23 protein-coding genes are annotated in these 22,552 nt (G+C 60.9%); 15 read left to right on the top strand and 8 right to left on the bottom strand.

Annotation, left to right across the window (positions count from 1 at the left end; translation table 11 throughout):
- Position 1: 1 nt before the first annotated feature.
- Positions 2–1,525 carry a histidine--tRNA ligase gene (hisS, locus tag L901_RS24040; RefSeq protein ID WP_059760740.1) on the bottom strand — a complete coding sequence of 508 codons (1,524 nt, stop codon included), beginning with the start codon at positions 1,523–1,525 and terminating at the stop codon, positions 2–4.
- Between the two features lie 156 nt (positions 1,526–1,681).
- On the opposite strand from hisS, the gene L901_RS24035 reads away from it, so the two are divergent.
- The 5 genes from L901_RS24035 to L901_RS24015 are packed head-to-tail and all read left to right on the top strand — an operon-like array spanning position 1,682 to position 3,806.
- Positions 1,682–1,909 carry a DUF6290 family protein gene (locus tag L901_RS24035; RefSeq protein ID WP_059760738.1) on the top strand — a complete coding sequence of 76 codons (228 nt, stop codon included), beginning with the start codon at positions 1,682–1,684 and terminating at the stop codon, positions 1,907–1,909.
- Positions 1,893–2,150, top strand: a complete 258-nt coding sequence (locus tag L901_RS24030; RefSeq protein ID WP_059760736.1) for a type II toxin-antitoxin system RelE/ParE family toxin — start codon at positions 1,893–1,895, stop codon at positions 2,148–2,150. The genes L901_RS24035 and L901_RS24030 overlap by 17 nt, the downstream gene beginning before the upstream one ends.
- Positions 2,151–2,168: 18 nt before the next feature.
- Entirely contained in the window at positions 2,169–2,933 is a 765-nt protein-coding gene (locus tag L901_RS24025; RefSeq protein ID WP_059760734.1) for a hypothetical protein, read from the top strand.
- Between the two features lie 41 nt (positions 2,934–2,974).
- Positions 2,975–3,373, top strand: a complete 399-nt coding sequence (locus L901_RS24020; RefSeq protein WP_245289689.1) for a hypothetical protein — start codon at positions 2,975–2,977, stop codon at positions 3,371–3,373.
- Between the two features lie 58 nt (positions 3,374–3,431).
- The gene (locus L901_RS24015) at positions 3,432–3,806 is read left to right on the top strand and encodes a DUF305 domain-containing protein (protein ID WP_035218719.1); all 375 of its coding nucleotides are present in this window, start codon (positions 3,432–3,434) and stop codon (positions 3,804–3,806) included.
- A 210-nt stretch (positions 3,807–4,016) separates the two neighbouring features.
- Here the strand turns inward: L901_RS24015 and L901_RS24010 are convergent, their stop codons facing one another.
- Positions 4,017–4,934: a LysR substrate-binding domain-containing protein gene (locus L901_RS24010; protein WP_059760729.1), complete on the bottom strand. Its 918-nt coding sequence runs from the start codon at positions 4,932–4,934 to the stop codon at positions 4,017–4,019.
- Positions 4,935–5,015: 81 nt separating this feature from the next.
- Between L901_RS24010 and L901_RS24005 the strand changes: the two genes are divergently transcribed.
- Positions 5,016–6,059 carry a YeiH family protein gene (locus L901_RS24005; protein ID WP_059760728.1) on the top strand — a complete coding sequence of 348 codons (1,044 nt, stop codon included), beginning with the start codon at positions 5,016–5,018 and terminating at the stop codon, positions 6,057–6,059.
- 15 nt (positions 6,060–6,074) lie between these two features.
- Here the strand turns inward: L901_RS24005 and L901_RS24000 are convergent, their stop codons facing one another.
- Both L901_RS24000 and L901_RS23995 read right to left on the bottom strand, forming a co-directional pair.
- Positions 6,075–6,518: a hypothetical protein gene (locus L901_RS24000; RefSeq protein ID WP_059760726.1), complete on the bottom strand. Its 444-nt coding sequence runs from the start codon at positions 6,516–6,518 to the stop codon at positions 6,075–6,077.
- Positions 6,515–7,144: a DNA-3-methyladenine glycosylase I gene (locus L901_RS23995; RefSeq protein WP_059760724.1), complete on the bottom strand. Its 630-nt coding sequence runs from the start codon at positions 7,142–7,144 to the stop codon at positions 6,515–6,517. The genes L901_RS24000 and L901_RS23995 overlap by 4 nt, the downstream gene beginning before the upstream one ends.
- 235 nt (positions 7,145–7,379) lie before the next feature.
- On the opposite strand from L901_RS23995, the gene L901_RS23990 reads away from it, so the two are divergent.
- Entirely contained in the window at positions 7,380–8,156 is a 777-nt protein-coding gene (locus tag L901_RS23990; RefSeq protein ID WP_059760722.1) for a L,D-transpeptidase, read from the top strand.
- 250 nt (positions 8,157–8,406) lie between these two features.
- Entirely contained in the window at positions 8,407–9,078 is a 672-nt protein-coding gene (locus L901_RS23985) for an outer membrane beta-barrel protein (protein WP_059760720.1), read from the top strand.
- Between the two features lie 210 nt (positions 9,079–9,288).
- Here L901_RS23985 and glcF read toward each other — a convergent pair whose 3' ends face one another.
- From glcF to L901_RS23970, 3 genes are all read right to left on the bottom strand, one after another.
- Complete coding sequence (gene glcF, locus L901_RS23980; RefSeq protein ID WP_059760718.1) at positions 9,289–10,590, bottom strand: glycolate oxidase subunit GlcF; 1,302 nt, start codon at positions 10,588–10,590, stop codon at positions 9,289–9,291.
- 3 nt (positions 10,591–10,593) lie between these two features.
- The gene (glcE, locus tag L901_RS23975; protein ID WP_059760717.1) at positions 10,594–11,808 is read right to left on the bottom strand and encodes a glycolate oxidase subunit GlcE; all 1,215 of its coding nucleotides are present in this window, start codon (positions 11,806–11,808) and stop codon (positions 10,594–10,596) included.
- A 241-nt stretch (positions 11,809–12,049) separates the two neighbouring features.
- Entirely contained in the window at positions 12,050–13,483 is a 1,434-nt protein-coding gene (locus L901_RS23970; protein ID WP_059760715.1) for an FAD-binding oxidoreductase, read from the bottom strand.
- 110 nt (positions 13,484–13,593) lie between these two features.
- Here L901_RS23970 and L901_RS23965 point away from each other — a divergent pair, with 110 nt between their 5' ends.
- Positions 13,594–14,493 carry a LysR family transcriptional regulator gene (locus L901_RS23965; protein ID WP_059760713.1) on the top strand — a complete coding sequence of 300 codons (900 nt, stop codon included), beginning with the start codon at positions 13,594–13,596 and terminating at the stop codon, positions 14,491–14,493.
- Positions 14,494–14,639: 146 nt separating this feature from the next.
- Here the strand turns inward: L901_RS23965 and L901_RS23960 are convergent, their stop codons facing one another.
- Entirely contained in the window at positions 14,640–15,914 is a 1,275-nt protein-coding gene (locus tag L901_RS23960) for a DUF3422 family protein (RefSeq protein ID WP_020812658.1), read from the bottom strand.
- Positions 15,915–16,311: 397 nt separating this feature from the next.
- Between L901_RS23960 and L901_RS23955 the strand changes: the two genes are divergently transcribed.
- The 6 genes from L901_RS23955 to L901_RS23930 all read left to right on the top strand — a co-directional run bounded on the left by L901_RS23955 (position 16,312) and on the right by L901_RS23930 (position 22,439).
- Positions 16,312–17,085: a FadR/GntR family transcriptional regulator gene (locus tag L901_RS23955; RefSeq protein WP_059760711.1), complete on the top strand. Its 774-nt coding sequence runs from the start codon at positions 16,312–16,314 to the stop codon at positions 17,083–17,085.
- A 103-nt stretch (positions 17,086–17,188) separates the two neighbouring features.
- The gene (locus tag L901_RS23950; protein ID WP_162144093.1) at positions 17,189–18,535 is read left to right on the top strand and encodes a glycosyltransferase family 1 protein; all 1,347 of its coding nucleotides are present in this window, start codon (positions 17,189–17,191) and stop codon (positions 18,533–18,535) included.
- Positions 18,532–19,302, top strand: coding sequence for an HAD family hydrolase (locus L901_RS23945; protein WP_059760709.1), 771 nt, complete (start codon positions 18,532–18,534; stop codon positions 19,300–19,302). Before L901_RS23950 ends, L901_RS23945 begins: the two co-directional genes overlap by 4 nt.
- Before the next feature lie 273 nt (positions 19,303–19,575).
- On the top strand, positions 19,576–20,016 hold the full coding sequence (locus L901_RS23940) for an NUDIX hydrolase (protein ID WP_059760707.1): 441 nt from the start codon (positions 19,576–19,578) through the stop codon (positions 20,014–20,016).
- Positions 20,017–20,178: 162 nt separating this feature from the next.
- Positions 20,179–21,684, top strand: coding sequence for an inorganic phosphate transporter (locus L901_RS23935; protein WP_059760705.1), 1,506 nt, complete (start codon positions 20,179–20,181; stop codon positions 21,682–21,684).
- A 17-nt stretch (positions 21,685–21,701) separates the two neighbouring features.
- Entirely contained in the window at positions 21,702–22,439 is a 738-nt protein-coding gene (locus tag L901_RS23930) for a 16S rRNA (uracil(1498)-N(3))-methyltransferase (protein WP_059760702.1), read from the top strand.
- Positions 22,440–22,552 lie beyond the last annotated feature (113 nt).

Genomic DNA, 22,552 nt, shown 5'->3' with positions numbered 1-22,552 from the left:
CTTAACGCCCTTCGGTGGCGCGGCGAACGTCCTCTGCCTGATGCTCCAGAATCTCGCGAACCTTCGCCACCAGCTCAGCTTCCGGCACGCTGACCTGCGCCACGCGCGCCTCGCGCCAGCTGGCATTGTCCTCGATCTCGCCGGACAGACGCTTGCCTTCGATCAGATCCTTGATCTGCACCACACCTTCGGCACGCTCGTCACCGCCCTGGATGATGGCGATGGGGGAGCCGAGACGGTCGGCATATTTCAGCTGGTTGCCAAATTTCTTCCAGTTGCCCTGATACATTTCAGCGCGGATGCCCTCGGCGCGCAGTGCCTGCGTGAAGCGCTGGTAGCGGCCCATGCTTTCCACATCGCCATCCATGACCGTGATCAGAACGGGGGCAAGCGGCTTGACCTGACCGAGCTTGCCGAGGTTCTTCAGCGCCGTCATCAGGCGCGAAACGCCGATGGAGAAGCCTGTGGCCGGAACCGGCTGGCCCATGAAGCGCGAAACGAGGCCGTCATAACGCCCGCCGCCGCCGACGGAACCGAACACGACCTTTTCGCCCTTTTCGTTGGTGACGTCGAAGCTCAGCTCGGCTTCATAGACCGGGCCGGTATAATATTCGAGGCCGCGAACGACCGAGGGGTCGATCTTGATGCGCGTTGCATCGTAACCGGCACTGGTGACCAGAGCGCCGATGATGTTCAGTTCCTCAACGCCTTCCTCGCCTTTCGAGGTGCCCGCGACCAGTTTAGCCAGATCATCGGCGCTTGCCGCATAATCCTTGATGCTGACGAAAAACAGCACCTTTTCGATCTGCTCCTCGCCAAGACCGGCGCCCTTGGTGAAGTCGCCGGATTCATCCTTGCGGCCGGGGCCGAGCAGCAGCTTCACACCTTCGGGACCGAACTTGTCGAGCTTGTCGATGGCGCGCAGAACGTTGAGGCGACGACCGGCATTGTCCTCGCCGCCGAGGCCGATGGCTTCCATGACGCCATCGAGCACCTTGCGGTTGTTGACGCGAATGACATAGTCGCCGCGCTGAATTCCGAGTGCTTCCAGCGTATCGGCCATCATCATGCACATTTCGGCATCGGCCTGCACGCCGGCGGCCCCCACCGTATCGGCATCGAACTGCATGAACTGCCGGAAGCGGCCGGGGCCGGGCTTTTCATTGCGGAACACGTAACCGGCGCGATAGGTGCGGTAGGGCAGCTGGATTTCGTTGAAATTTTCCGCAACATGACGGGCGAGCGGCGCGGTCAGATCGTAGCGCAGGCTCATCCATTGGTCGTCATCGTCCTGCAGCGAAAACACGCCTTCGTTCGGGCGGTCGCTATCGGGCAGGAATTTGCCGAGCGCATCGGTATATTCGAACAGCGGGGTTTCCACCGGATCGAAGCCGTAAAGCTCATAGACCCTGCGGATCTTTTCGATCATCTCATTGGTGGCATGAATATCGGCAACCGAGCGATCCACGAAGCCGCGCGGCAGGCGGGCTTTCAGTTTCTGAGGCTTTTTTGCTTTTTCGCTCATGGGGCCGATCCGATATTTTCCTGAAATCAAGCCGGTGTATTAGAGGATGAAGCCCGGTGCGGCAAGCCGCAAAGGCTCCGGTTTTACTGGCTCACGCAGCCAAGCGGGCTATATGGGATACATGTATCCCAATTCGGATCGGGAAGGACGCGACCCATGAGCAAACAGACGGCCATCCGCTTGCCTGATGAGACCTATGAGCGGCTGAAGGCGCTGTCCGAGCGCACCGGCCGCACATCCGCCTATTACATCCGCGAGGCGATCGAGAAACATATCGAGGATATGGAAGATCTCCATCTCGCCGAGGAAGCGACGCGGCGCATTCAGCGTGGAGAATCGAAGGTTGTAAGCGCCGAGGAGTTCTGGCGTGATCTGGACAATTGAATATCACACGCTTGTCCAGAAAGAGATGCGCAAGATAAATCCGGAAACGCGCCGGCGAATCCGGAGTTTTCTGCACGAACGATTGGCGGCACTGGATGATCCACGCCAGACCGGCGCCGCCCTGCAAGACTCCGAGCTTGGAAATTTCTGGCGATACCGGGTGGGCGATTACCGCATCATCTGCGATATACAGGATCACAAGCTCGTCGTGCTGGTGGTCGAAATCGGCCATCGCCGTTAAATCTACCGTTAGGCATTCATGATCCTCGAAGCCCTGCAATATGCCGCCACACGCGCGGTCACGCCGAAAGAATTCCGGCCGCATATCCGCTATTCCGTCAACCTCTGGGCGCGCGCCAACCGCTGCGCCAAAGCCTGGGCGGAGCATGAAAACAACAGCCGGCAATTCGTGCTGCACTCGGCCAGAAAGCTGAAGCTGCGGCGAACGGCGGTCGTGCTGGGCTCGGGCCTGTTGCGCGATGTGCCCTATGATGCGCTGGTGGCGATGTTCGATACGGTCGTGCTGGTCGATCTGGTGCATCTTGCCAGCGTGCAGGCGAAGCTGCGCCTCAATGCCAAAAAGAATGTCCGCATCGCCAACCGCGATCTTTCCGGTTTTGACGGTGTTCTCGCCGGCCGGCCGGCCGAACCGCTCGATTTCCTGCGGCGGGTGCCCTATCTCGATCTCGTGGTATCGGCCAATCTCCTGTCACAGATCGGCACCGGCGCACGCCACCGGCTGGAGCGGGAAAAGATCGCAAATGCCCCGGGCGATCTTCTGCCGAAGCTCATTCACACCCATCTGGAAGCGCTGGCTGGCCTGCCCTGCAAGGCCTGCCTGATAACGGACACCTCCTTCGACATCATCGGCAAGGACGGTAAGCTCCACCAGCACGAAGACCTGCTGCATGGCATCGAGCTTCCTGCCCCTGCCGCCGCATGGGAATGGCCGCTTGCCCCGTTTGGCGAGGAGAGCAGGGATTACCGCATCGTGCATCACGTCATTGCGCGTGAACTAACCTGATCGTCATGCTTATTCCATAATTCCAGCGGTAAATTCACGCCATGTCCCAGGTCGTCCGTACATTGATGTTTCTTGCCTGCCTGCTATACGGCGCAATGCCAGCGCAGATGGCGATGAGCATGCCGATGGCCACGGGCATGGCAGCGTCCTCGCAGGTACCGATCAAACATGACGATGCCCATTCGCATCGAGCCGCTGATCTGGACCAAGGGTCTCAGGCGCATGCGGAGAATGGGGCTCATGGAGGGGGCACGGGCGGTTGCTGCCCGCATGGTGGCGATGCCGCACATCCCGGTTCCTGCGCCGCCTGCCTGATCGTGGTTCCGCGAACGATCTTCGCCGATAGCGGCCGGGTGACATTCGCCTATCCGAAGCCGCAGCGCGGCATCGTCTTTGACGGCAAGGCTTCCGCGCCGCCGCTGCCGCCTCCCCGCGCCTGACCCCAGATTTTTTCAGACCCATCTTCGAAAAATCCGTCAGACACAGGAAGGATAATCCATGTCTATCAAGACCATCACGCTCGCCGCCGCTTTCGCAACCGTCTTCGCCATGCCGCTTTTCGCACAGGAAGCGGGCGGCCATGCCGGACATGACATGTCAAAAGGCACCATGAGCGACAGCGCTTCCACCAAGGCGTTCATGGAAGCCAGCAAGAAAATGCATGGCGATATGGCCATCGATTATAGCGGCGATGCCGATGTCGATTTCGTGCGCGGCATGATCCCGCACCATCAGGGCGCAATCGATATGGCCAAGGTCCAGCTCGAATACGGCAAGGACCCGGAAATCCGCAAGCTGGCCGAAGAGGTCATCAAGGCGCAGGAAGGCGAGATCGCCATGATGAAGGCCTGGCTGAAGTCCAAGGGCAAGTAATTGATGCTGACGAATGGGGAACGCTAGTTGCGGCGCTCCCCTTTTCTTCTCCCCGCCGGGGAGAAGGTGGCCCGAAGGGTCGGATGAGGGGGCAGGCTCTCGGTCTATCTCTGCCGTCGCCCCCTCATCCCGCTGGCGCGGACTTCTCCCCCGCGGGGAGAAGAAACAAGCGTCGGCCTTCCCATGCCAACGGTGCCACTCGCCACTCTGCTACAACCCCGCGAGACCGGCCTTGTAGTCCTCCGAGGCCGCACGGCTGAGGCGCTCCAATTCCATGGCCGCCCGGCTGGTATGGCGTTCCTTGTGACGCAGCAAAGCGAAGTTTCGGGCAGGCAGATCGATGCCGGCTCGGACAAGCAATCCCTGCCGCAAAAACAGCGAGGCGACGGAAGCAGAAACTGCCGTGGCCGCACCGCCGGAGCGTGCCGCCATCACCACCGCCTCGTTGGACGGCAGTTCGAGCATGACGGAAAGCTCGCCGGGGTCCACCCCCATCTGCCGCACCGCCGCCTCGAAGGCGGAGCGGGTGCCGGAGCCCTGTTCGCGCAGAACCCATGAGGTGCCGTACAGCATATCGAGCGCGGTGAGATAACGGCCATCCGCGAAGGGATGCGCCGAACCGGTGACCACCAGCAGCTTGTCGGACACGACGGGCTGCACCACCAAAGCCGGCTCATCGATCCTGCCTTCGATGAAACCGACCTCGGCCAGACCGTCAAGCACGGCCTGTGTCACCGTTTTCGTATTACCGATATCGAGTTTCAGCGTGACGCCCGGATAAAGCTTCTTGAACTGCATCAGGATCGGCGGCAGCCAGTAGCTTGCAATGGTCTGGCTGGCGCAAACGGTGATTTCACCGCGCGTCAGCCCGCCCATTTCGGAGAGAATCAATTCCGCATTGCGCACACGCGCCAATGTCGCCTTCGCTTCACCCAGAAACACCCGGCCGCTTTCGGTCAGTTCGATGTTGCGGCCGACCCGGTGAAAAAGCTCGACATTGTAAAAGGCCTCGAGATTCTTGATGGCGGAGCTGACGGCGGAGGCGGTCAGACCGATGGCTTCGGCGGCCCTTGTGAGGTGCTCCCGTTCGGCAACGGCGATGAAGATGCGGAGCTGTTCGAAGGTCATGGCTTTTCATTCGATTTTATCGAATAATATATGCCATATTATTTGATAGAATAAAACAGGTGGCTACGGCATTGTCTGGCCATGGCACACCATCGCACCCTCGCTCATCCCTTTCAGTTTTCGCTTCGCTGGCTCACCCCGCTCCTGCCGGGCATTCTCATCTGCGCGGCGGTCAGCTGCGCCGCCATTCTGGCGGAGCGCTTTCAGGTGCGGCTTGCGGGCCATGCATGGCTCGGCGATCTCGTGCTCGCCATTCTGATCGGCACGCTGCTGCGTTCGCTGGTGTCTCTGCCTGCGGTCGCTTCGGCCGGCATCAAATTCAGCGCCAAGACGCTGCTCGAAATCGCGGTGGCGCTTCTCGGCGCGTCCTTGAGCCTTTCCATCCTCAAAGGTGCCGGCGGTTTGCTGATCGGCGGCATTGCGTTGATCGTCGCGCTGTCGCTGATCGTCAGCTATGCCGCCGGGCGGATGCTCGGTCTGCCGCCCAAGCTTGCGACGCTGATTGCCTGCGGCAATTCCATCTGCGGCAATTCCGCGATTGCCGCCGCCGCGCCCGCTATCGGCGCGAAGCCGGAAGATGTTGCCGCCTCGATTGCCTTCACGGCCGTTCTCGGCGTTGCCGCCGTGCTGCTGATGCCGTTTCTGCCGCAGCTTCTGGGTCTCGACGCCACCCAATATGGCATTTTCGCCGGCCTGACGGTCTATGCCGTGCCGCAGGTTCTGGCCGCAACCGCTCCGCTCGGCGCAATCGCCGTGCAGACCGGCACCATCGTCAAGCTCATCCGCGTGCTGATGCTGGGACCTGTGATCGCCGCCCTCTCCGTCATCCATGGCCAGTCCGGCACGGAACGCCTGAGATTACAGCAGATGGTTCCGTGGTTCATCATCGCCTTCGTGCTGATGATCATGGCCCGGTCCTTCGGCCTCATTCCCGAGGCTCTGATCGGCCCTGTCGCCTCGCTCTCCAACATCCTCACCATCATGTCGATGGCGGCGCTGGGCCTTTCGGTCGATATTCGCAGCCTTCGCCATGCCGGCGGCAAGGTCATCGTCGCCGCCAGCCTGTCGCTGGTGCTGCTGGGCGTTCTGAGTTTTGGCCTGATCCTGCTGACACAGACGACCTAAGCAAAAGGCGGGCTGTTATTTCCCGGTGCTGACCGTCAGCGTGTAATGCGCGCCAAGACCGCGGCGTGGCGATCCCAGGATGAGCGTCGGGCGGATCAGCCATTCCGTATCCGCCTTCGGCGTCAGGGTTGCGACCTTGCCTTCGGAATCGCTGAAGAAGATCGCGTCCTCATCCGGCGTCGAAAAATCGAAGACCGCCATCAGCACGAATTCGCTGGAGGCGGCAAGCTCGATCTTCACCGTCTGCCCGGCCTTCACCTTCAGGCGATAGACATCGCCGCGCCCGCGCCGCGTCCAGCCGTCAAGCTTCAGCGGCCCGGCCGGCGGCAGCGCCACCTGCTTCAGCCTTTCACCGTCATCGAGCCAGATACCGTCGACATTGCGGCCTTCCGCGAAGGAGGCATGCGGCGCGGCGGCCACGGCCATGGTGAGAGCCAGAAGAAGGGAGGTTACCTTCATGGACGTACAAACTCCCGCCGCATGGCCTCTATCGGCTGGCGGCAATGACAGCCTTCGATATGATCGTTGACCATACCCATGGCCTGCATGAATGCATAGACGGTCGTCGGGCCGACGAAACTCCAGCCCCGCTTCTTCAGGTCCTTCGAAAGACGGATGGAGGCGGCGCTGGTGGGGTTGGCCCTTAACGTCGCATAGTCCAGCCTTTGCGGCCTTTCTGCGGCGACCGGTTCGAAACCCCAGAAATAACGGGCAAGCGAACCGAATTCATCGCGCAACTCCATGGCGCGGCGGGCATTGTTGATGGTCGAGACGATCTTGCCGCGATGGCGGATGATGCCCTTGTCGGCTAGGCAACGCTCGATATCGGCCTCACCGAATTCCGCCACTTTTTCGAATTCGAAATTGGCGAAGGCAAGACGGAATGCCTCGCGCTTGCGCAGAACCGTCAGCCAGGAAAGGCCGGACTGGAAACCTTCCAGACAGATCTTCTCGAAAAGGCGGCGATCGTCGGTGACGGGATAACCCCATTCCTCGTCGTGGTAACGGCTGTAATCCGCAAGTCCCTGCTGCCAGAAACACCGCACAAGGCCATCCGCGCCCGTTTCAAGTCCCGCTTCATTCATTCCGCAACCACCTTTTCCGCTCCCGCCCGTGACCGGTTCAGACCGCGCACTTACCACTCATTCACCACGTTTCAAAACCGGGTGCTAACCTTAAATCCAGCTTTCCCTAATCAAGCGCTTTTTAATGAACAGCCATTTACGATTCGCTGGCGTCGAGGTGCGAACGTGTCCGGCAAAGCGGGCGAACAGTCCCGCAAATCCATAGTTGCGACATCCCGCAGAGAGAGTCCACCCGATGACGATGAAGTCCGTTTTTCTGGCGCTGAGCCTCGTTTCCACCTTTGCCGCCCCGGCCGCCATGGCCAACGAGCGTTATCGCGAGCGCCCGCCCGTCGTCGTTAGCCCGGATCTTTCGGCCCCCTGGGTCACCCAGCTCGGCGGTCGCGGCAATGTGCGGCCCGTGGTTTATCCGCGCGCGCCTGCCGCACGCCAGCCGTTCTTCCAGCAGCGCCAGGCCGCCATGCCGCAGCGCCCCAGCTCCGGCGTCACATCGCAGCGCCCGGCACGGGTGCAGAATGCCACCGTCCGCCCCAATGCGCCGGTGCGTACCCAGATCGCGCCGCAATTCCTGCCGCAGATCGTCACCTACCCGACCAATGAAAAACCCGGCACCATCGTCATCGATACGCCGAACCGTTTCCTCTATCTCGTGCTCGCCGATGGCAAGGCCCGGCGGTACGGCGTCGGCGTCGGCAAGCCCGGTTTCGAATGGGCCGGCACCCACAAGGTGACCCGCAAGGCGGAATGGCCGAGCTGGACCCCGCCGAAGGAAATGATCAGCCGCGAGGCGAGGAAGGGACACTATCTGCCGGCCTTCATGGAAGGCGGCCCGGCGAACCCGATGGGCGCGCGCGCCATGTATCTCGGCTCGACGCTTTATCGCATCCACGGCACCAACCAGCCGTGGACGATCGGCAGCAACAATTCCTCCGGCTGCATCCGCATGCGCAACGAGGATGTCACCGATCTTTACGAGCGCGTCAACGTCGGAACGAAGGTCATTGTGATATGACGGCAACGGTTCAGCCTTTCCGTCCGCCTCAGGGCCGGTGTGGCGGCGTATCCGCTTGAATTGCCGCCTTGCGGCGGTACAATCCGGCTCACTTCATCGGAATGAGACTTGGCGGGGGACGCCAGGAGCCGGACCTCTCTCAGAGGGATGATGGAACGGCCTTAAAACGGGTGGTCAACTGACCGCCCGTTTTTCGTTTCTGTCATTCAAATGTTATCAAAAAACGGTTTGGTGAATTACTGATATCAATCTGGATTCACTTCATGCGCGCCATAGTTTATTTGTTTGCGCCCTGCTGTTCAGCGGCGTTTCCTTCTCTGCCGCAATCGCGGGCGAATTTGAAATTTCCGGTTATGGCGGCTGGCAAAGCGCGCCGCACAGCGATGTGACGGTTTCCGACGGGCCGGATTTCCGGGCCGGATGGGAAGGCAAGTCGTTTTCCAATCCGCCCTATTGGGGCGTGCGCGGTACCTACTGGTTCGACGAGGGCCAGCTGCGGAATTTCGGCATCTCGCTCGATTTCACCCATGACAAGGTCTATGCCGACGACCAGACGCTCGCCCGCTCCGGCTGGTCGCATTTCGAATTCACCGACGGCCTGAACCTGCTGACGCTCAACGCGCTCTATCGTTTTCCGCTGGAATCGCTGCCGATCACCCCTTACGTGGGCGCCGGCGTCGGCATCAACGTGCCGCATGTGGAAGTGTACCGTCCCTCGGGCAAGACCTTCGAATACCAGTTCGGCGGCGCAACCCTGCAGGCGCAGGCCGGCCTCAGCTACCGCATCACCGACAACTGGTCGACCTTCGTGGAATATAAGGGCACCTATTCCTTCGTCGATGTCGATATCGACAATGGCGGCTCGTTGAAGACCGATATCATCACCAATGCGGTGAATTTCGGCGTGGCGTATAAGTTCTAGCTCTCTCCCCTCATTCCTGTGCTTGTCACAGGAATCCAGCCGACGCGCGTCTGCGCGGCGGGGAGAGTCCCTTCAGCCCAAGGACTTGGGCTGGCTGGATCCCTGTGACAAGCACAGGGATGAGGAGGGGACAAAGAAAGCCCTCACGACCCAATCTTTGCGCCACACGTTATGGCGCGCTGGATCACTGCCCTATGAGCGTACCACGCTCTAAACCGAAAGCCTCGCCGGTTTCGGCCCGCCATAGGCCCAGTCCAGCAGCTCCACCGTGTGCAGGATCGGCATATCCGTGCCGGTTCCGATCTGCGTGATACAGCCGATATTGCCGGTGGCGATGACATCCGCCCGGGTGGCCTCGATATTCTTCACCTTGCGCGCCTTGAGCCTGGCGGAAATCTCCGGCTGCAGGATGTTGTAGGTACCGGCCGAACCGCAACAGAGATGCCCTTCCGCCGGATCGCGCACAGTAAAACCCGCCGCCTTCAGCAGCTGTTTCGGCGCAAGCGTGATCTTCTGGCCGTGCTGCATGGAGCAGGCAGAATGATAGGCGACCGTCAGACCCTGGCTTTGCCCTTGCGGCAGATCGAGGGTGGCGAGATATTCAGTGATGTCCTTTGCGAGCGCCGAGACCCGCGCGGCTTTTTCGGCATAGGCCGGATCGAGCCGCAGCATGTGACCGTAATCCTTGATGGTGGTGCCGCAGCCGGAAGCGGTGATGATGATGGCGTCGAGACCGCCACTTTCCATCTCGCGCGTCCAGACATCGACATTGCGCCTTGCCGAGACGAGTGCCTCTTCCTCCCGGCCCATATGATGCACCAGAGAACCGCAACAGCCCTCCCCCTTCGGCACCACGACTTCAATGCCGAGCCGCGCCAGCAGGCGCAACGTCGCCTCGTTGATGCCGGGATCGAGCACCGGCTGGGCGCAGCCGGTGAGGATGGCGACGCGCCCACGCTTTTCGCCCTCGGCCGGCCGCTCTCCCGGACGGGTTGACGCGGAGGCCGCAGGCACGGCGGCGGGAGCGAGAGCGAGCATGGATTGCAGCGGCTTCAGCGCCGGAACTTTGGCAAGCAGACCGGAGAAAGGCCGCGCCAACCGGGCCAGATGCAGGGCCAGCCGGAAACGGGTGGGATGGGGCAGGACGGCAACCAGAAGATTGCGGATCAGCCTATCCATAAGGGGGCGCTTGTATGTCTGTTCGATATGGGCGCGGGCATGATCGACCAGATGCATGTAGTCCACGCCGGAGGGACAGGTGGTGGTGCAGGCAAGGCAGGAAAGACAGCGGTCGATATGGGTGACGACCTCGCGGTCTGCCGGGCGGCTGTTTTCCAGCATGTCCTTGATGAGGTAGATGCGGCCGCGCGGGCTGTCCAGCTCGTTGCCAAGCGTGACATAGGTGGGACAGGTGGCGGTGCAGAAGCCGCAATGCACACATTTGCGCAGGATTTTTTCGGATTCCGCCACATGCGGATCGGCCAGCTGTTCGGGCGTGAAGGATGTTTGCATGGTTCAGACGGCCCCTTCCATCGTTACGGCCATCTTGCCGGGATTGAAGATGCCCGCCGGATCGAGCTTCTCCCTGATACGCACAGAAAGCAGCGCTTCCGCCGCCGGGCGCGGTTCGAAGGCAGCGACCGTGGCGCGCACCGCATCGCTTGCCCTCACCAAAGTTGCATGGCCGCCGCCGAGCGCCCGGATCGCGCCGCGCAGCAAATCCGCCTCGGGGTCAGCCTCCATCTGCATCCAGACGAGACCGCCCTGCCAGTCGTAAAAGGCGTCGATGCCCGCTTCCATGCGCAGCGCCGCGACAAGCTGATGACCAACCGAAGGCGCGACCGATACTTTCCACAAGGGTTTCGCCGCCTGTCCGGCATAGGGAGCGACATCGCGCACCTGCCGCCACAAAAGCCTGCTCTCCTCGCCCTCCAGCAGCGCCCACGGCCCGACCCGGTCCATGACGGAAAGGAGTTTGGCCGTGCGCGCCTCCACCGAGGCGGAAAGCCCTTCCAGCCGCAGGATGGTCGCCGGGCCGTCCGGCAATCCGCCATCGATGAAACGGGAACGAACGCTTTCCGGCAGATGCGCCGCGCCGGAAACCTCGACGCTCATCGCCATCGCCGCCGCCATGATGCGCGTCGCCGCTTCATCGTCGAGCCCGGAAACGACCACGGTTTTTTCCGCAGGCGGTTTCGGCAGCACGCGGAAGGTGACTTCGGTGAGGAAACCGAGCGTGCCGAAAGACCCGGCCAGGAACTTCGACAGATCGAGCCCGGTGACATTCTTCATCACCCGGCCGCCGGCCTTGATGACCTCACCGCTGCCATTGACGAAACGGATACCCAGCAGGCTGTCGCGGGCGGCGCCCGCCACATAACGGCGGGGGCCGGAAACATTGGCGGCGAAGACGCCGCCAATGGTCGGCTCACCTTCGGTCCCCATGATCGGGCGGTGATCCATCGGCTCGAAGGCCATCATCTGGCGGTTTTCAGCGAGAGCCGCTTCGACGGTGGCGAGCGGGGTGCCGGCCTTGACGGTCATCACCATTTCGGCGGGCAGGTAGGAGACGATGCCGTTCATCGCGCGGGAAGAGAGTGCTTCATCTGCTGCGACAGCATTGCCGAAACCGGAGCGGGTGTTGCCGCCGATGATTTTCAGCGGGCTTTTACGCGCGGCGTGGTCGCGGATGATGTCGGCGACCTGGGTTTCTGCGTAGGGGGTCAGCATGGGGCGGCGGGCTCCGGGCATCCGACAGCGACGTTTGCGCGAGGGATACCCCCCTCTGCCCTGCCGGGCATCTCCCCCTCAAGGGGGGAGATCGGCAAGAGGCTGGCGCATCGTTTCAATCGCACCGTTCGAGAATTTAGCGGGAGGTCGCGGCGAGTCGATCTCCCCCCTTGAGGGGGAGATGCCCGGCAGGGCAGAGGGGGGTAAGCCACACCCACAGAGATCACAAAATTCACACCCATCATCCCCTCCCCTCCAGCGGAAACACCTTGGAAGGGTTCATCAGCCAACCCTCATCGAAAGCCGCACGCACCGCCATCTGCTGGGCAAGATCGGCCTCACCATATTGGTGGCGCATCAAATCCCGTTTTTCGATGCCCACACCATGTTCGCCGGTCAAACAGCCGCCGGCATCGACGCAGAGCTTCAATATTTCATTGCCTGCCTCTTCCGCGCGGGCCGCATCGTCGGGATCGTTGGCGTTGAACAGGATGAGCGGGTGCATGTTGCCATCGCCGGCATGAAAGACATTGGCGACGCGCAGGCCGAGGCGGTCGGTGATTTCGCTCGTCTTTTTCAGCACATAGGAAAGCTGTGAGAGCGGTACGGCGCCATCCATGCAGATGTAATCCGCGATGCGGCCGGTTGCGCCGAAAGCGGATTTGCGGCCTTTCCAGATCGCCGCCGCCTCCATGGCCGACTGGCATTCCTTCACCGTCTTCACGCCATGTTTTCGGGCAATCGCCACGATGTCGGCCAGCATGGCGTCCATTTCCGCCTCGGAGCCTTCGACCTCGACGATCAGCAGCGCGCCGACATCCAGCGGATAGCCCGCTTTGGCGAAAGCCTCGCAAATTTCGATGGCCGGCTTGTCCATGAATTCGATGGCGACCGGGATGATGCCCGCGCCGATAATATCGGCCACGCAGGAGCCGGCTTCCTCGGAGGTCTCGAAGCCGAACAGCACCGGTCGCGCGCCTTCCGGCCTGGCGATCAGCCGCACCGTCGCTTCCGTCACGATACCGAGCTGGCCTTCCGAGCCGCAGACGAGGGCGAGCAGATCGTAGCCTGCGGCATCGAGGTGCTTGCCGCCCAGTTCCAGCACTGTGCCATCCACCAGCACCATTTTCACGCCGAGCAGATTATTGGTGGTGACGCCGTATTTCAGGCAATGCGCGCCGCCGGAATTCATGCCGATATTGCCGCCGATGGTGCAGGCAAGCTGCGAGCTGGGGTCCGGTGCGTAAAAGAAACCTTCCGCGCCGGCCGCATCGGAAATGGAAAGATTGGTGACGCCCGCCTGCACCCGCGCCGTACGGTTATAAAAATCCAATTCGAGGATCGAAGCCATCTTGGAAAGGCCGATCACCACCGCATCCTCCTGCGGAATCGCGCCGCCAGAGAGCGAGGTGCCGGCCCCGCGCGGCACGACCGGAATACCGTAACGGTGGCAATATTTCATCACCGCCGCCACTTCTTCCGTCGTTTTCGGCAACGCCACGGCCAGCGGCAGGCGGCGATAGGAAACGAAGGCATCGGTTTCGAAAGGCACAAGTTCGCGCGGTTCGTGCACAAGACAGTCCGCCGGCAAAATATCCTTGAGGTCCGCTATGATGCGGTCGCGGCCTGCGACGACTTTCGCGCGCGGCTCCAGAAACTTGATCGGCTGCGTCACCGCCCCTCCTCCATGCCATCTCACCAACTGGTATTCTTTCTTTACCACTTTGAAACGGCGCAATCAAATGTTATGGATTTTTTCCATTCCGGAAACAATCGAGGGCAACTATGACGAATCTGGGCGATCTGGAAGTCTTCGCAAGCGTTGCCGCCTCCGGCAGCATGTCGCTGGCCGCAAGGGAGCTTGGTTATTCGCCCGCCGTCATTTCCAAGCGCATCAAGCGGCTGGAAGAAAAACTCGGCGCGCGGCTTTTCCAGCGCACCACACGGCAAATCTCGCTGACCGAGGCGGGACAGGGCTTTTACGAGCGGGTGCTTGCCGTGCTGGAAGGGCTGGAGGAGGCCGAGGATTTCGTCTCCGGCCGCGCCAATACGGTCAACGGCACGCTGAAGGTTTCCGCGCCGACCTCCTTCGGGCGCATGCATATCGCGCCGCATCTGAAAGGTTTCATGGAGCGGCATCCGGATCTTTCGGTCAATCTGGTGCTGAGCGACGAATTCATCGACATCATCGAGGGTGGTTACGATCTGGCCATCCGTATCGCCGATCTCAATTCCTCCAGCCTTGTGGCCCGCAGGCTGGCGCCAGTGCGCCGCGTACTCTGCGCTTCTGCGGAATACGTTGCGGCCCATGGTATGCCGGCGACAATCGAGGATTTGAAAAAGCACCGCTGCCTGCCGGCCCATAATAACGATGTCTGGCGGCTGGAAGGACCGGGCGGCGCGATGAGCATTCGCCCGGAAGGGATGCTCATCACCAATTCCAGCGAGGTGATCCGCGAGGCAGTGATATCGGGGCTCGGCATTGCGCTGCGCTCCACCTGGGATATCGGCCATGAATTGCGCAGCGGCAAGCTGGTGCAGGTTCTGCCGGGTTATGAGGGATCGCGAAACGTCACGCTCTCGGCGGTTTATCCGAGCCGGCAGTTCCTGCCTGCCAAAGTGCGGCTGTTCATAGATTATCTGGCCGGGCTTTATGGGCCTTCACCCTGTTGGGAGCAGGGTTGAAACGGGTCCACTCCCTCATCCCTGTGCTCGTCACAGGGATCCAGCCAGCCCAAGTCTTTGGGCTGAAAGGACTCTCTCCGCCGCGCAGACGCGCGTCGGCTAGATTCCTGTGACAAGCACAGGAATGAGGGAGACTGGGTTGGCCCTCAGTGCCCGCCCTCGGCATGGGAGCGGCGGATGCGGCGCACCACCCACCAGACGCCGAGGACCGCGAAGGGAACGGAGATGCCCGTGACCACGGCAGGGTCGAGCGGCAGCACATCATGGCTGATCGCCTTGGTGAGATAACCGATGAGGCCAACGACATAATAGGAGATGGCGGCGACCGAGAGGCCTTCGACCGTCTGCTGCAGGCGAAGCTGCATGGCGGCGCGCTTGTTCATGGTGTTTAGCAGCACCGTATTCTGCCGTTCCAGTTCCACATCGATCCAGCTTCGGACGAGCGCCGTGGCGCGATAGAGCTTGCGCGAGAGGTTGGCCTGCCGCTCCTCCACCGACTGACAGGTGCGCATGGCCGGCGCCATGCGCCGTTCCAGAAAGCTGCCCATGGTCTCGTGGCCCTGCACCGGGGTTTCCGCAAGCGCCCGGATGCGTTCGCGCACGATGCCGTCATAAGCGCGGCTGGCGCCGAAACGATAGAGGCTGAGCGCGGCATTGGCTTCCAGTTCGGCCGCAAGCCGGGTCATTTCCGCCAGCAGCGCATCGGCCTCGTCGCGCGCGCCGTTTTTCATGCGCTGGGTGATGCCGGTCAGGCCATCTTCGATGCGACGGATTTCCGGCGAAAGCGTCTGCGCCATCGGCAGGCCGAGCATGGCAAGGGTGCGATAGGTCTCGATATCCAACAGCCGCTGCACCAGCGCGCCACGGCTGTAATCGCTCAAGCCCCGGTCGATCACCAATATCTGCGTCAGCCCGTCGCGATCCTGCCGGAAATCGGTGAGGATCGCCGCCTGACCGTCGCGCACGTCGCTGTGACAGAGGCTGGTCGGCTCGAAGATCGTCTCCGCCTGAGACGCCACGCCATTTTCCGGGCGGATTTCAAGCCGCACGCCCGAGATCAGCGAGCCGGGCGGCGAAAAGCCGTCGCCGAAGGGATCGCCGGCAATCTCGCCGCCGAATTTTTCCGGCGCGGGGCCATCCCAGAACCAGGTCGAGAATTCGGTATGCCGCTCCCAGCGCAAGGTCCCCTGCCCCCAGGGCATGGCATGGTGGCGGGCATCGCGCTCCGGCGGCGCAACACCGCGGCTGCGCGACATTTCCGCGATGACCGAGTGATGCACGGCGGAACCGCCATCCATCATGAAGGCGAGCTGGACGATGATGCGCGAGGGTGCGAGAAGCACCGTCGGCCGCGCATGAACCTCCCCGAGCGCCAGCGATCTTTCCGGCGCGCTTGCGAAAGCAAATCTACCCTTGGCCATTGCGATATCGTCCCCGCCTGTTGCGCCGGTTTCATCAGAGCATTTCCAGGAAAAGTGGACCCCGGTTTTCCGTCCGGAAATGCGCTAAAATAAAGAGTTAGAGTGTTTTCGCGATTCGAAGAAAAGCGAAAAAACTCTAAAACATCGATCACGATGAAAACACCGCAATCGAAGCCGCTGTCATTGTTTTGATCCACCTGGCGGAAAAATCCGCCATCGTCACCCTGTCCTGCTGCTGCTTTAACAAAAGCCAATTCGAAAAGGCAGATGCCGTGTTGCCGCAGGCATGGCACGGATGAGGCGTGGAACTGGATAGAATATTTGACCAGTGCGATGCTTCGCTGATAATTTGTCCCCTATCGAAATACGGGGCGGGATTTCGCCGGAGACTTCTGCGATGGACGAAACGCTTTTTGCGCGCATCGAGCACAGCCGCACATCGCAGGAGGTGATCTTACGTTTCGAGGAACTGATCCTCGACGGCATATTGCGCGATGGCGACAGGCTGCCCGGCGAGCGCGAACTGGCGCAACGCCTCGATGTCTCGCGGCCTATCCTGCGGGAAGCGCTGAAGGAGCTTGAGACCCGTGGCCTTCTTACCAGCCGGCATGGCGGCGGCACCTATGTCGCCGATATTGTTGGCCCGGTCTTTTCCGATCCCTTGAGCGCGCTGATTACCCGCCACAGCCGGGCGACGCGGGATTTCCTCGAATATCGCCGCTATATCGAAGGCATGACCGCCGAACTTGCTGCACAGCGGGCGACGGAACCGGACAGGCGCAACCTCGCCGCCATCGTGGACAGAATGCGGGAAGCGCATGAGGCGGGCCATTTCGAAGAGGAGCTTGCGGGCGATGTGGAATTTCACAACGCCATTGGCGAAGCGGCGCATAATATCGTGCTGATGCACACGTTACGCTCCTGCTACCGGCTTCTGAGCGACGACATCTTCTACAATCGCCATCTCATCTTCACTATCGCGGGCGCCCATGACGAGGTGCTTAGACAGCATATCGCCATCCACGATGCGATTGCCGCCGGCGATCCGGCCGCGGCAAGGGCGGCGGCGGAGGCCCATATCGACTTCATCGTGGAGACGACAACCAAGGCGCACCAGGCGCGGGAATGGGACCGGATTTCGCGTCTGAGGCAGCAGCAGCGCAGCCCCTGAAAACGCCATCCGGCGAAATGCGGCACCCTGTTTTTTCAGATTTTGATGGAACCTTTTGTGCTCTTTGGTCTTTTTATCGGGTTAATTGGAAAAATTTACCAAGATGGGACCCATGACGACCACGAGCGAAACTGAACGCTATCCGCGGATAGCTCTCATATCGACGCATGGCTATGTCGCCGCGCACCCGCCGCTGGGCGCTGCGGACACCGGTGGACAGGTGGTTTATGTGCTTGAGCTTGCACGCAAACTCGGCCAGCTCGGTTATACTGTCGATCTTTATACCCGCCGCTTCGAAGACCAGCCGGAATTCGATGAGGTCGATGAGCGCGTCCGCGTGGTGCGCATTCCCTGCGGCGGACGGGATTTCATCCCCAAGGAATATCTGCACCGCCACCTGATGGAATGGTGCGAAAATGCGCTGCGTTTCATCAAGAAAAACGACCTGAATTATTCGTTCATCAACAGCCATTATTGGGATGCGGGCGTCGCCGGGCAGCGGCTTTCCGAAGCGCTGAAAATCCCGCATCTGCACACGCCGCATTCGCTCGGCATCTGGAAAAAGCGCCAGATGGAGACCGACTATCCGGAAAAGGCCGATACGTTCGAACTGGAATTCAACTTCAGGGAACGTATCCAGCACGAGCTGATCATCTACCGCAGTTGCGACATGGTGATCGCCACGACGCCGGTGCAGCTCGACGTTCTGATCGAGGATTACGGTCTGAAACGCAAGCATATCCACATGATCCCGCCGGGTTATGACGACAACCGCTTCTTCCCGGTTTCCGATGCGACGCGGCAGATGATCCGGCAGCGTTTCGGTTTCGAGGGCAAGACGGTACTGGCGCTCGGACGCCTTGCCACCAACAAGGGTTATGACCTGCTGATCGACGGTTTCTCCGTTCTTGCCGAACGCGAACCGGAAGCCCGGCTGCATCTGGCGGTCGGCGGCGAGAACATGGACGAGCAGGAAACCACGATCCTCAACCAGCTGAAGGAGCGGGTGAAAGCGCTCGGTCTCGAAGACAAGGTGGCCTTTTCCGGTTACGTCACGGATGAGGACCTGCCGGATATCTATCGCGCCGCCGATCTCTTCGTGCTCTCAAGCCGCTATGAACCCTTCGGTATGACCGCGATCGAGGCGATGGCGAGCGGCACGCCCACCGTCGTCACCACCCATGGCGGGTTGTTCCGGGCCATCAGCTACGGCCGCCATGCGCTGTTTGCCGATCCTTTCGACAAGGAAGACCTCGGCATTACCATGATGAAGCCCTTCAAGCATGAGCGGCTTTACGGGCGGCTTTCCCGCATGGGGGCGCACAAGGCGCGCAGCCTTTTCACATGGACCGGCATTGCCCAGCAGCTTCTCGCCCTTGTGGAAGGCAGAACCATGATGCCGGTTCTGGAAGAAGCCGATTGGGCCGAACCATGGAACGACGGCGATTGAGACCGCTTCGCCTTTTTTCCACCGATCTCGACGGAACCGTCGTCGGCGATAACGACGCCACGCGCCGGTTCCGCGATTTCTGGCATTCGTTGCCGGAGGGTCAACGTCCCCTTCTGGTTTTCAACAGCGGCAGGCTGATCGACGACCAGCTTGCGCTTCTCGAAGAGGTGCCGCTGCCGCGGCCGGACTACATCATCGGCGGGGTCGGGACCATGCTACACGCGAAAGAGCGCAGCGAACTCGAAAGCGCCTATAAAACCTCTCTCGGAACCGGTTTCGATCCGCAGAGGATCATCGACGTGATGGCCGGCGTGCCGGGCGTGACGATGCAGGAGGAGCGCTATCAGCACGGCCTTAAATCCAGCTGGTTCCTGCATGGTGCTGATGATGCCGCGCTTGGCGAGATCGAAGCAGCGCTTGTGGCCGCCGATATCGATGCCCGCATCGTCTATTCCAGCGACCGCGATCTCGACATATTGCCGAAGGCCGCTGACAAGGGTGCGGCGCTTGCATGGTTATGTGGACAATTGCGCATCGGCCTCGACGAATCAGCGGTCGCGGGCGATACTGGCAACGATCGGGCGATGTTCGAATTGAATGATATTCGCGGCGTGATCGTGGGCAATGCATTGCCGGAGCTCGTCTCGCTGGCGGGTCTTGACAATCGTTTTTTCCAGGCGCGAGCGACGGAAGCCGACGGCGTTATCGAAGGCCTCCGGCATTGGGGATTAAATCCCGACAGACGCAATACCGGCGATTATTCATAACGGTTTTGCGTTTCAGGACGTGAAAGCAGACAGAGACGGTATTGCCGCAATCGGCTGTTTGGCCGGGAAGCCGCCCGGTCGAAGCCCTGTTCGCACATCTTCCGCATTTTCCGGGCTTACAGGCTTCATCCGCATGAAGACAGTAGTGGGTTATGGGTCATGAGGGATTGGCGGAATTTACGGGATATCTATATTAGCAATTATCATTAGCGGGCAAAGAAGGACCTATTCGGATTGAAGATTTTGAATCGATTGGCGACAGATGTTGGCTTGATGTTGCGCAGACCGCCGCGACAGCAATATGCGGCGCTGTGCTATCGATTGTCCAAGAAGAATCCGGAGCCGGAAGTGTTGCTGCTGACCAGCCGGGATACGGGGCGCTGGGTCATTCCCAAGGGCTGGCCCATGGCCAACAAGAAAGCCCATGCGGTGGCCGAGCAGGAAGCCTATGAGGAAGCCGGTGTCAGAGGCACGGTGGAAAAGGCGCCCTTCGGTTATTACGAATACGAGAAAAAGCTGAACAGCGGCGTCAACGTGCCGTGCAGGGTTCAGGTGCATCTGCTCGAAGTTTCGGAGATGCAGGAAAGCTTTCCCGAAAAACAATCCAGACGGCTGGAATGGGTCAGCCCCCAGGAGGCGGGAAAACGCGTCAACGAGCCGGAATTGAAAGCGCTGATGCTCGCTTTCGACAAACGGATGACGCATTCGAAATAGCGCGCCCGCCCCGAACGTGGCAATGTGCAGTTTGTTTTTCCAACATGGCTTTTATCGTCTTTCCTTTTGGAAAGATGTGCGAGATGTAACAGTCTTTCTGTAAAATTGCCTTCAACCTGCGACACTGCCGGACGAAAGGGAATGCTGGCAAACGAGGTCTGAATGGCAATCAAGCCGCCATCGAATATGAAACCGACGCTCGACAAGGATCTCGACAAGATTACCCGTGTCGAAGAGGCGACGCTGCATGTCACGCAGCAGCTTGCCGGCCTTGGCGCGGGGTTCATGTTCGTTGTCCTGGCGGCCATCTTCGCCGGCGTCTTCGTCACCGGCACCGCGGGTTCGGTCATCATCATCGCCGCCGTCGCCATCGGCGCCTATATGGCGATCAATATCGGCGCGAATGACGTTACGAACAATGTCGGCCCGGCGGTTGGGGCGAAGGCCATGCCGCTTGCCGCCGCCCTCATCGTCGCCGCCATCTGCGAGATTGCCGGCGCGCTGATCACCGGCGGCAATGTGGTCGAGACCATTTCCAGCGGCATCATCAACATCGGGACCATTCCCGACAGGACCGCCTTTTCATGGGCGATGCTGTCGGCGCTTCTCGCCGCCGGCCTTCTCGTCAATATCTCGACATGGACCAAGGCGCCGATTTCCACCACCCATACGGTGGTGGGCGGAGTTGCGGGCGCGGGAATGGCCGCCTACGGGGCGAAGGCGGTCGACTGGCTTTCGCTCGGCAGCATTGCCTTCGCATGGGTACTGGCGCCCTTCATCAGCGCCATCATCGCCGTCGCCATCCTTGCTTTCATCAAGGAATTCATCATCTACCGCGAGGACAAGCTCACCTCCGCCCGGCTGTGGGTTCCGGTTCTTATCGGTTTGATGGCGGGCGTCTTCACGGCCTATCTCATCTGGGTCGGATTGCGGCAGCTCATGCATGTGTCGCTTGGCCATGCCAGCCTCACAGGGCTGGTGACCGGGCTCGTGGTCTGGCGGCTCTGCGTGCCGATCATCCGCAAACAATCGGAAGGACTGGAAAACCGCAACCAGTCGCTTCGAATCCTGTTCCAGTGGCCGCTGGTTCTCGCCGCCGGCCTGATGTCCTTCGCCCATGGGGCGAATGACGTTTCGAACGCCATCGGGCCAGTCGTGGCCATCGTGCGGGCCCTGCATGACGAGGCGGTGAGCACATCCGCCCGTGCGCCGATGTGGGTGATGCTGGTCGGTGCCTTCGGACTTTCCTGCGGTATTCTTCTTTATGGCCCACGCCTTATCCGCCTCGTCGGTGAGCAGATCACCAAGCTCAATCCGATGCGCGCCTTCTGCGTTTCCGTGGCCACGGCGCTCACCGTGCTCGTTGCCTCACGCTTCGGCCTGCCGGTCAGCACCACCCACACGGCAATCGGCGCGGTGTTCGGCGTCGGTTTCTTCCGCGAATGGTACACGCAATCGTCGCGGCGGCGTCAGGAGCTCGTTCAGGCTGGTGACGGCAGGCCCCGCCGGTCCGAAAGATATGCCGACAATCCTTCCGAGATACGCCGCCGTTATCTCGTCCGCCGCTCCCATTTCATGACGATCATCGCCGCCTGGCTGGTCACCGTTCCTTCCAGTGCAGCGCTTGCGGCGCTGCTCTACTGGCTCATGTCGTCCCTCTTTCTCTGAACCTGAAACAGAATCCCATGCGCGCCAATTTCCGGATGCAACGCCTGTATATCGAAGCCAGCCTTGCCGAAGGCGTCGCGCAGGAGGCAACAGCCGAGCAGTTCAATTATCTCGCCAATGTGCTGCGCATGACCGACGGTGCGGAAATCCTGCTGTTCAATGGTCGCGACGGCGAATGGAAAGCGAAACTTGCCTTTCCGAGCCGCAAGAAGATCGTGCTCGTCCCCCTCGAGCAGACACGGCCCCAGCCAAACGCCCCGGACCTGCATTATCTTTTCGCGCCGCTGAAAGTCGGGCGCATGGACTATCTGGTGCAGAAGGCGGTGGAGATGGGCGCCGGCCTGTTGCAGCCGGTGATGACGCAGCATGTTCAGGGCAAGATCCACAATACCGAAAAACTGCGCGCCAACGCCATCGAAGCCGCCGAGCAGTGCGGCATACTGTCTCTGCCCGAGGTGGCCGAGCCGGTGAAACTGAAGGACATGCTCGAGAGCTGGCCCCACGACCGGCGCATCATCTATTGCGACGAAGGCGATGCGGGGCAAAATCCGCTGCCGATCCTGCAAGCCGTCACGGAGCGCAAACTTGCCCTGCTGGTCGGCCCGGAAGGCGGATTTTCCGAGGAAGAAAGGGAGCTCCTGCGCAGCCTTGCCTTCGTTACCCCCATTCCGCTCGGGCCGCGTATCCTGAGGGCCGATACGGCCGCCGTCGCCGCGCTCGCGGTCATTCAGGCGGCGATCGGCGACTGGAATTGAATGGCCCCATTGCGCTTCATGCATCTTTAAAAGAAATTCATTTGCCTCCGGATACGATCCGGCCCTATCTGCCAATCATATGCCTCGCCGCAACAGAGACGTCATAACAAGGT

Origin of the sequence: Agrobacterium sp. D14, assembly GCF_001526505.1 — a bacterium.
In the GTDB taxonomy this organism is placed as follows: Bacteria; Pseudomonadota; Alphaproteobacteria; order Rhizobiales; family Rhizobiaceae; genus Agrobacterium; species Agrobacterium leguminum.
This window is presented reverse-complemented; position numbering and strand designations above follow the sequence as displayed.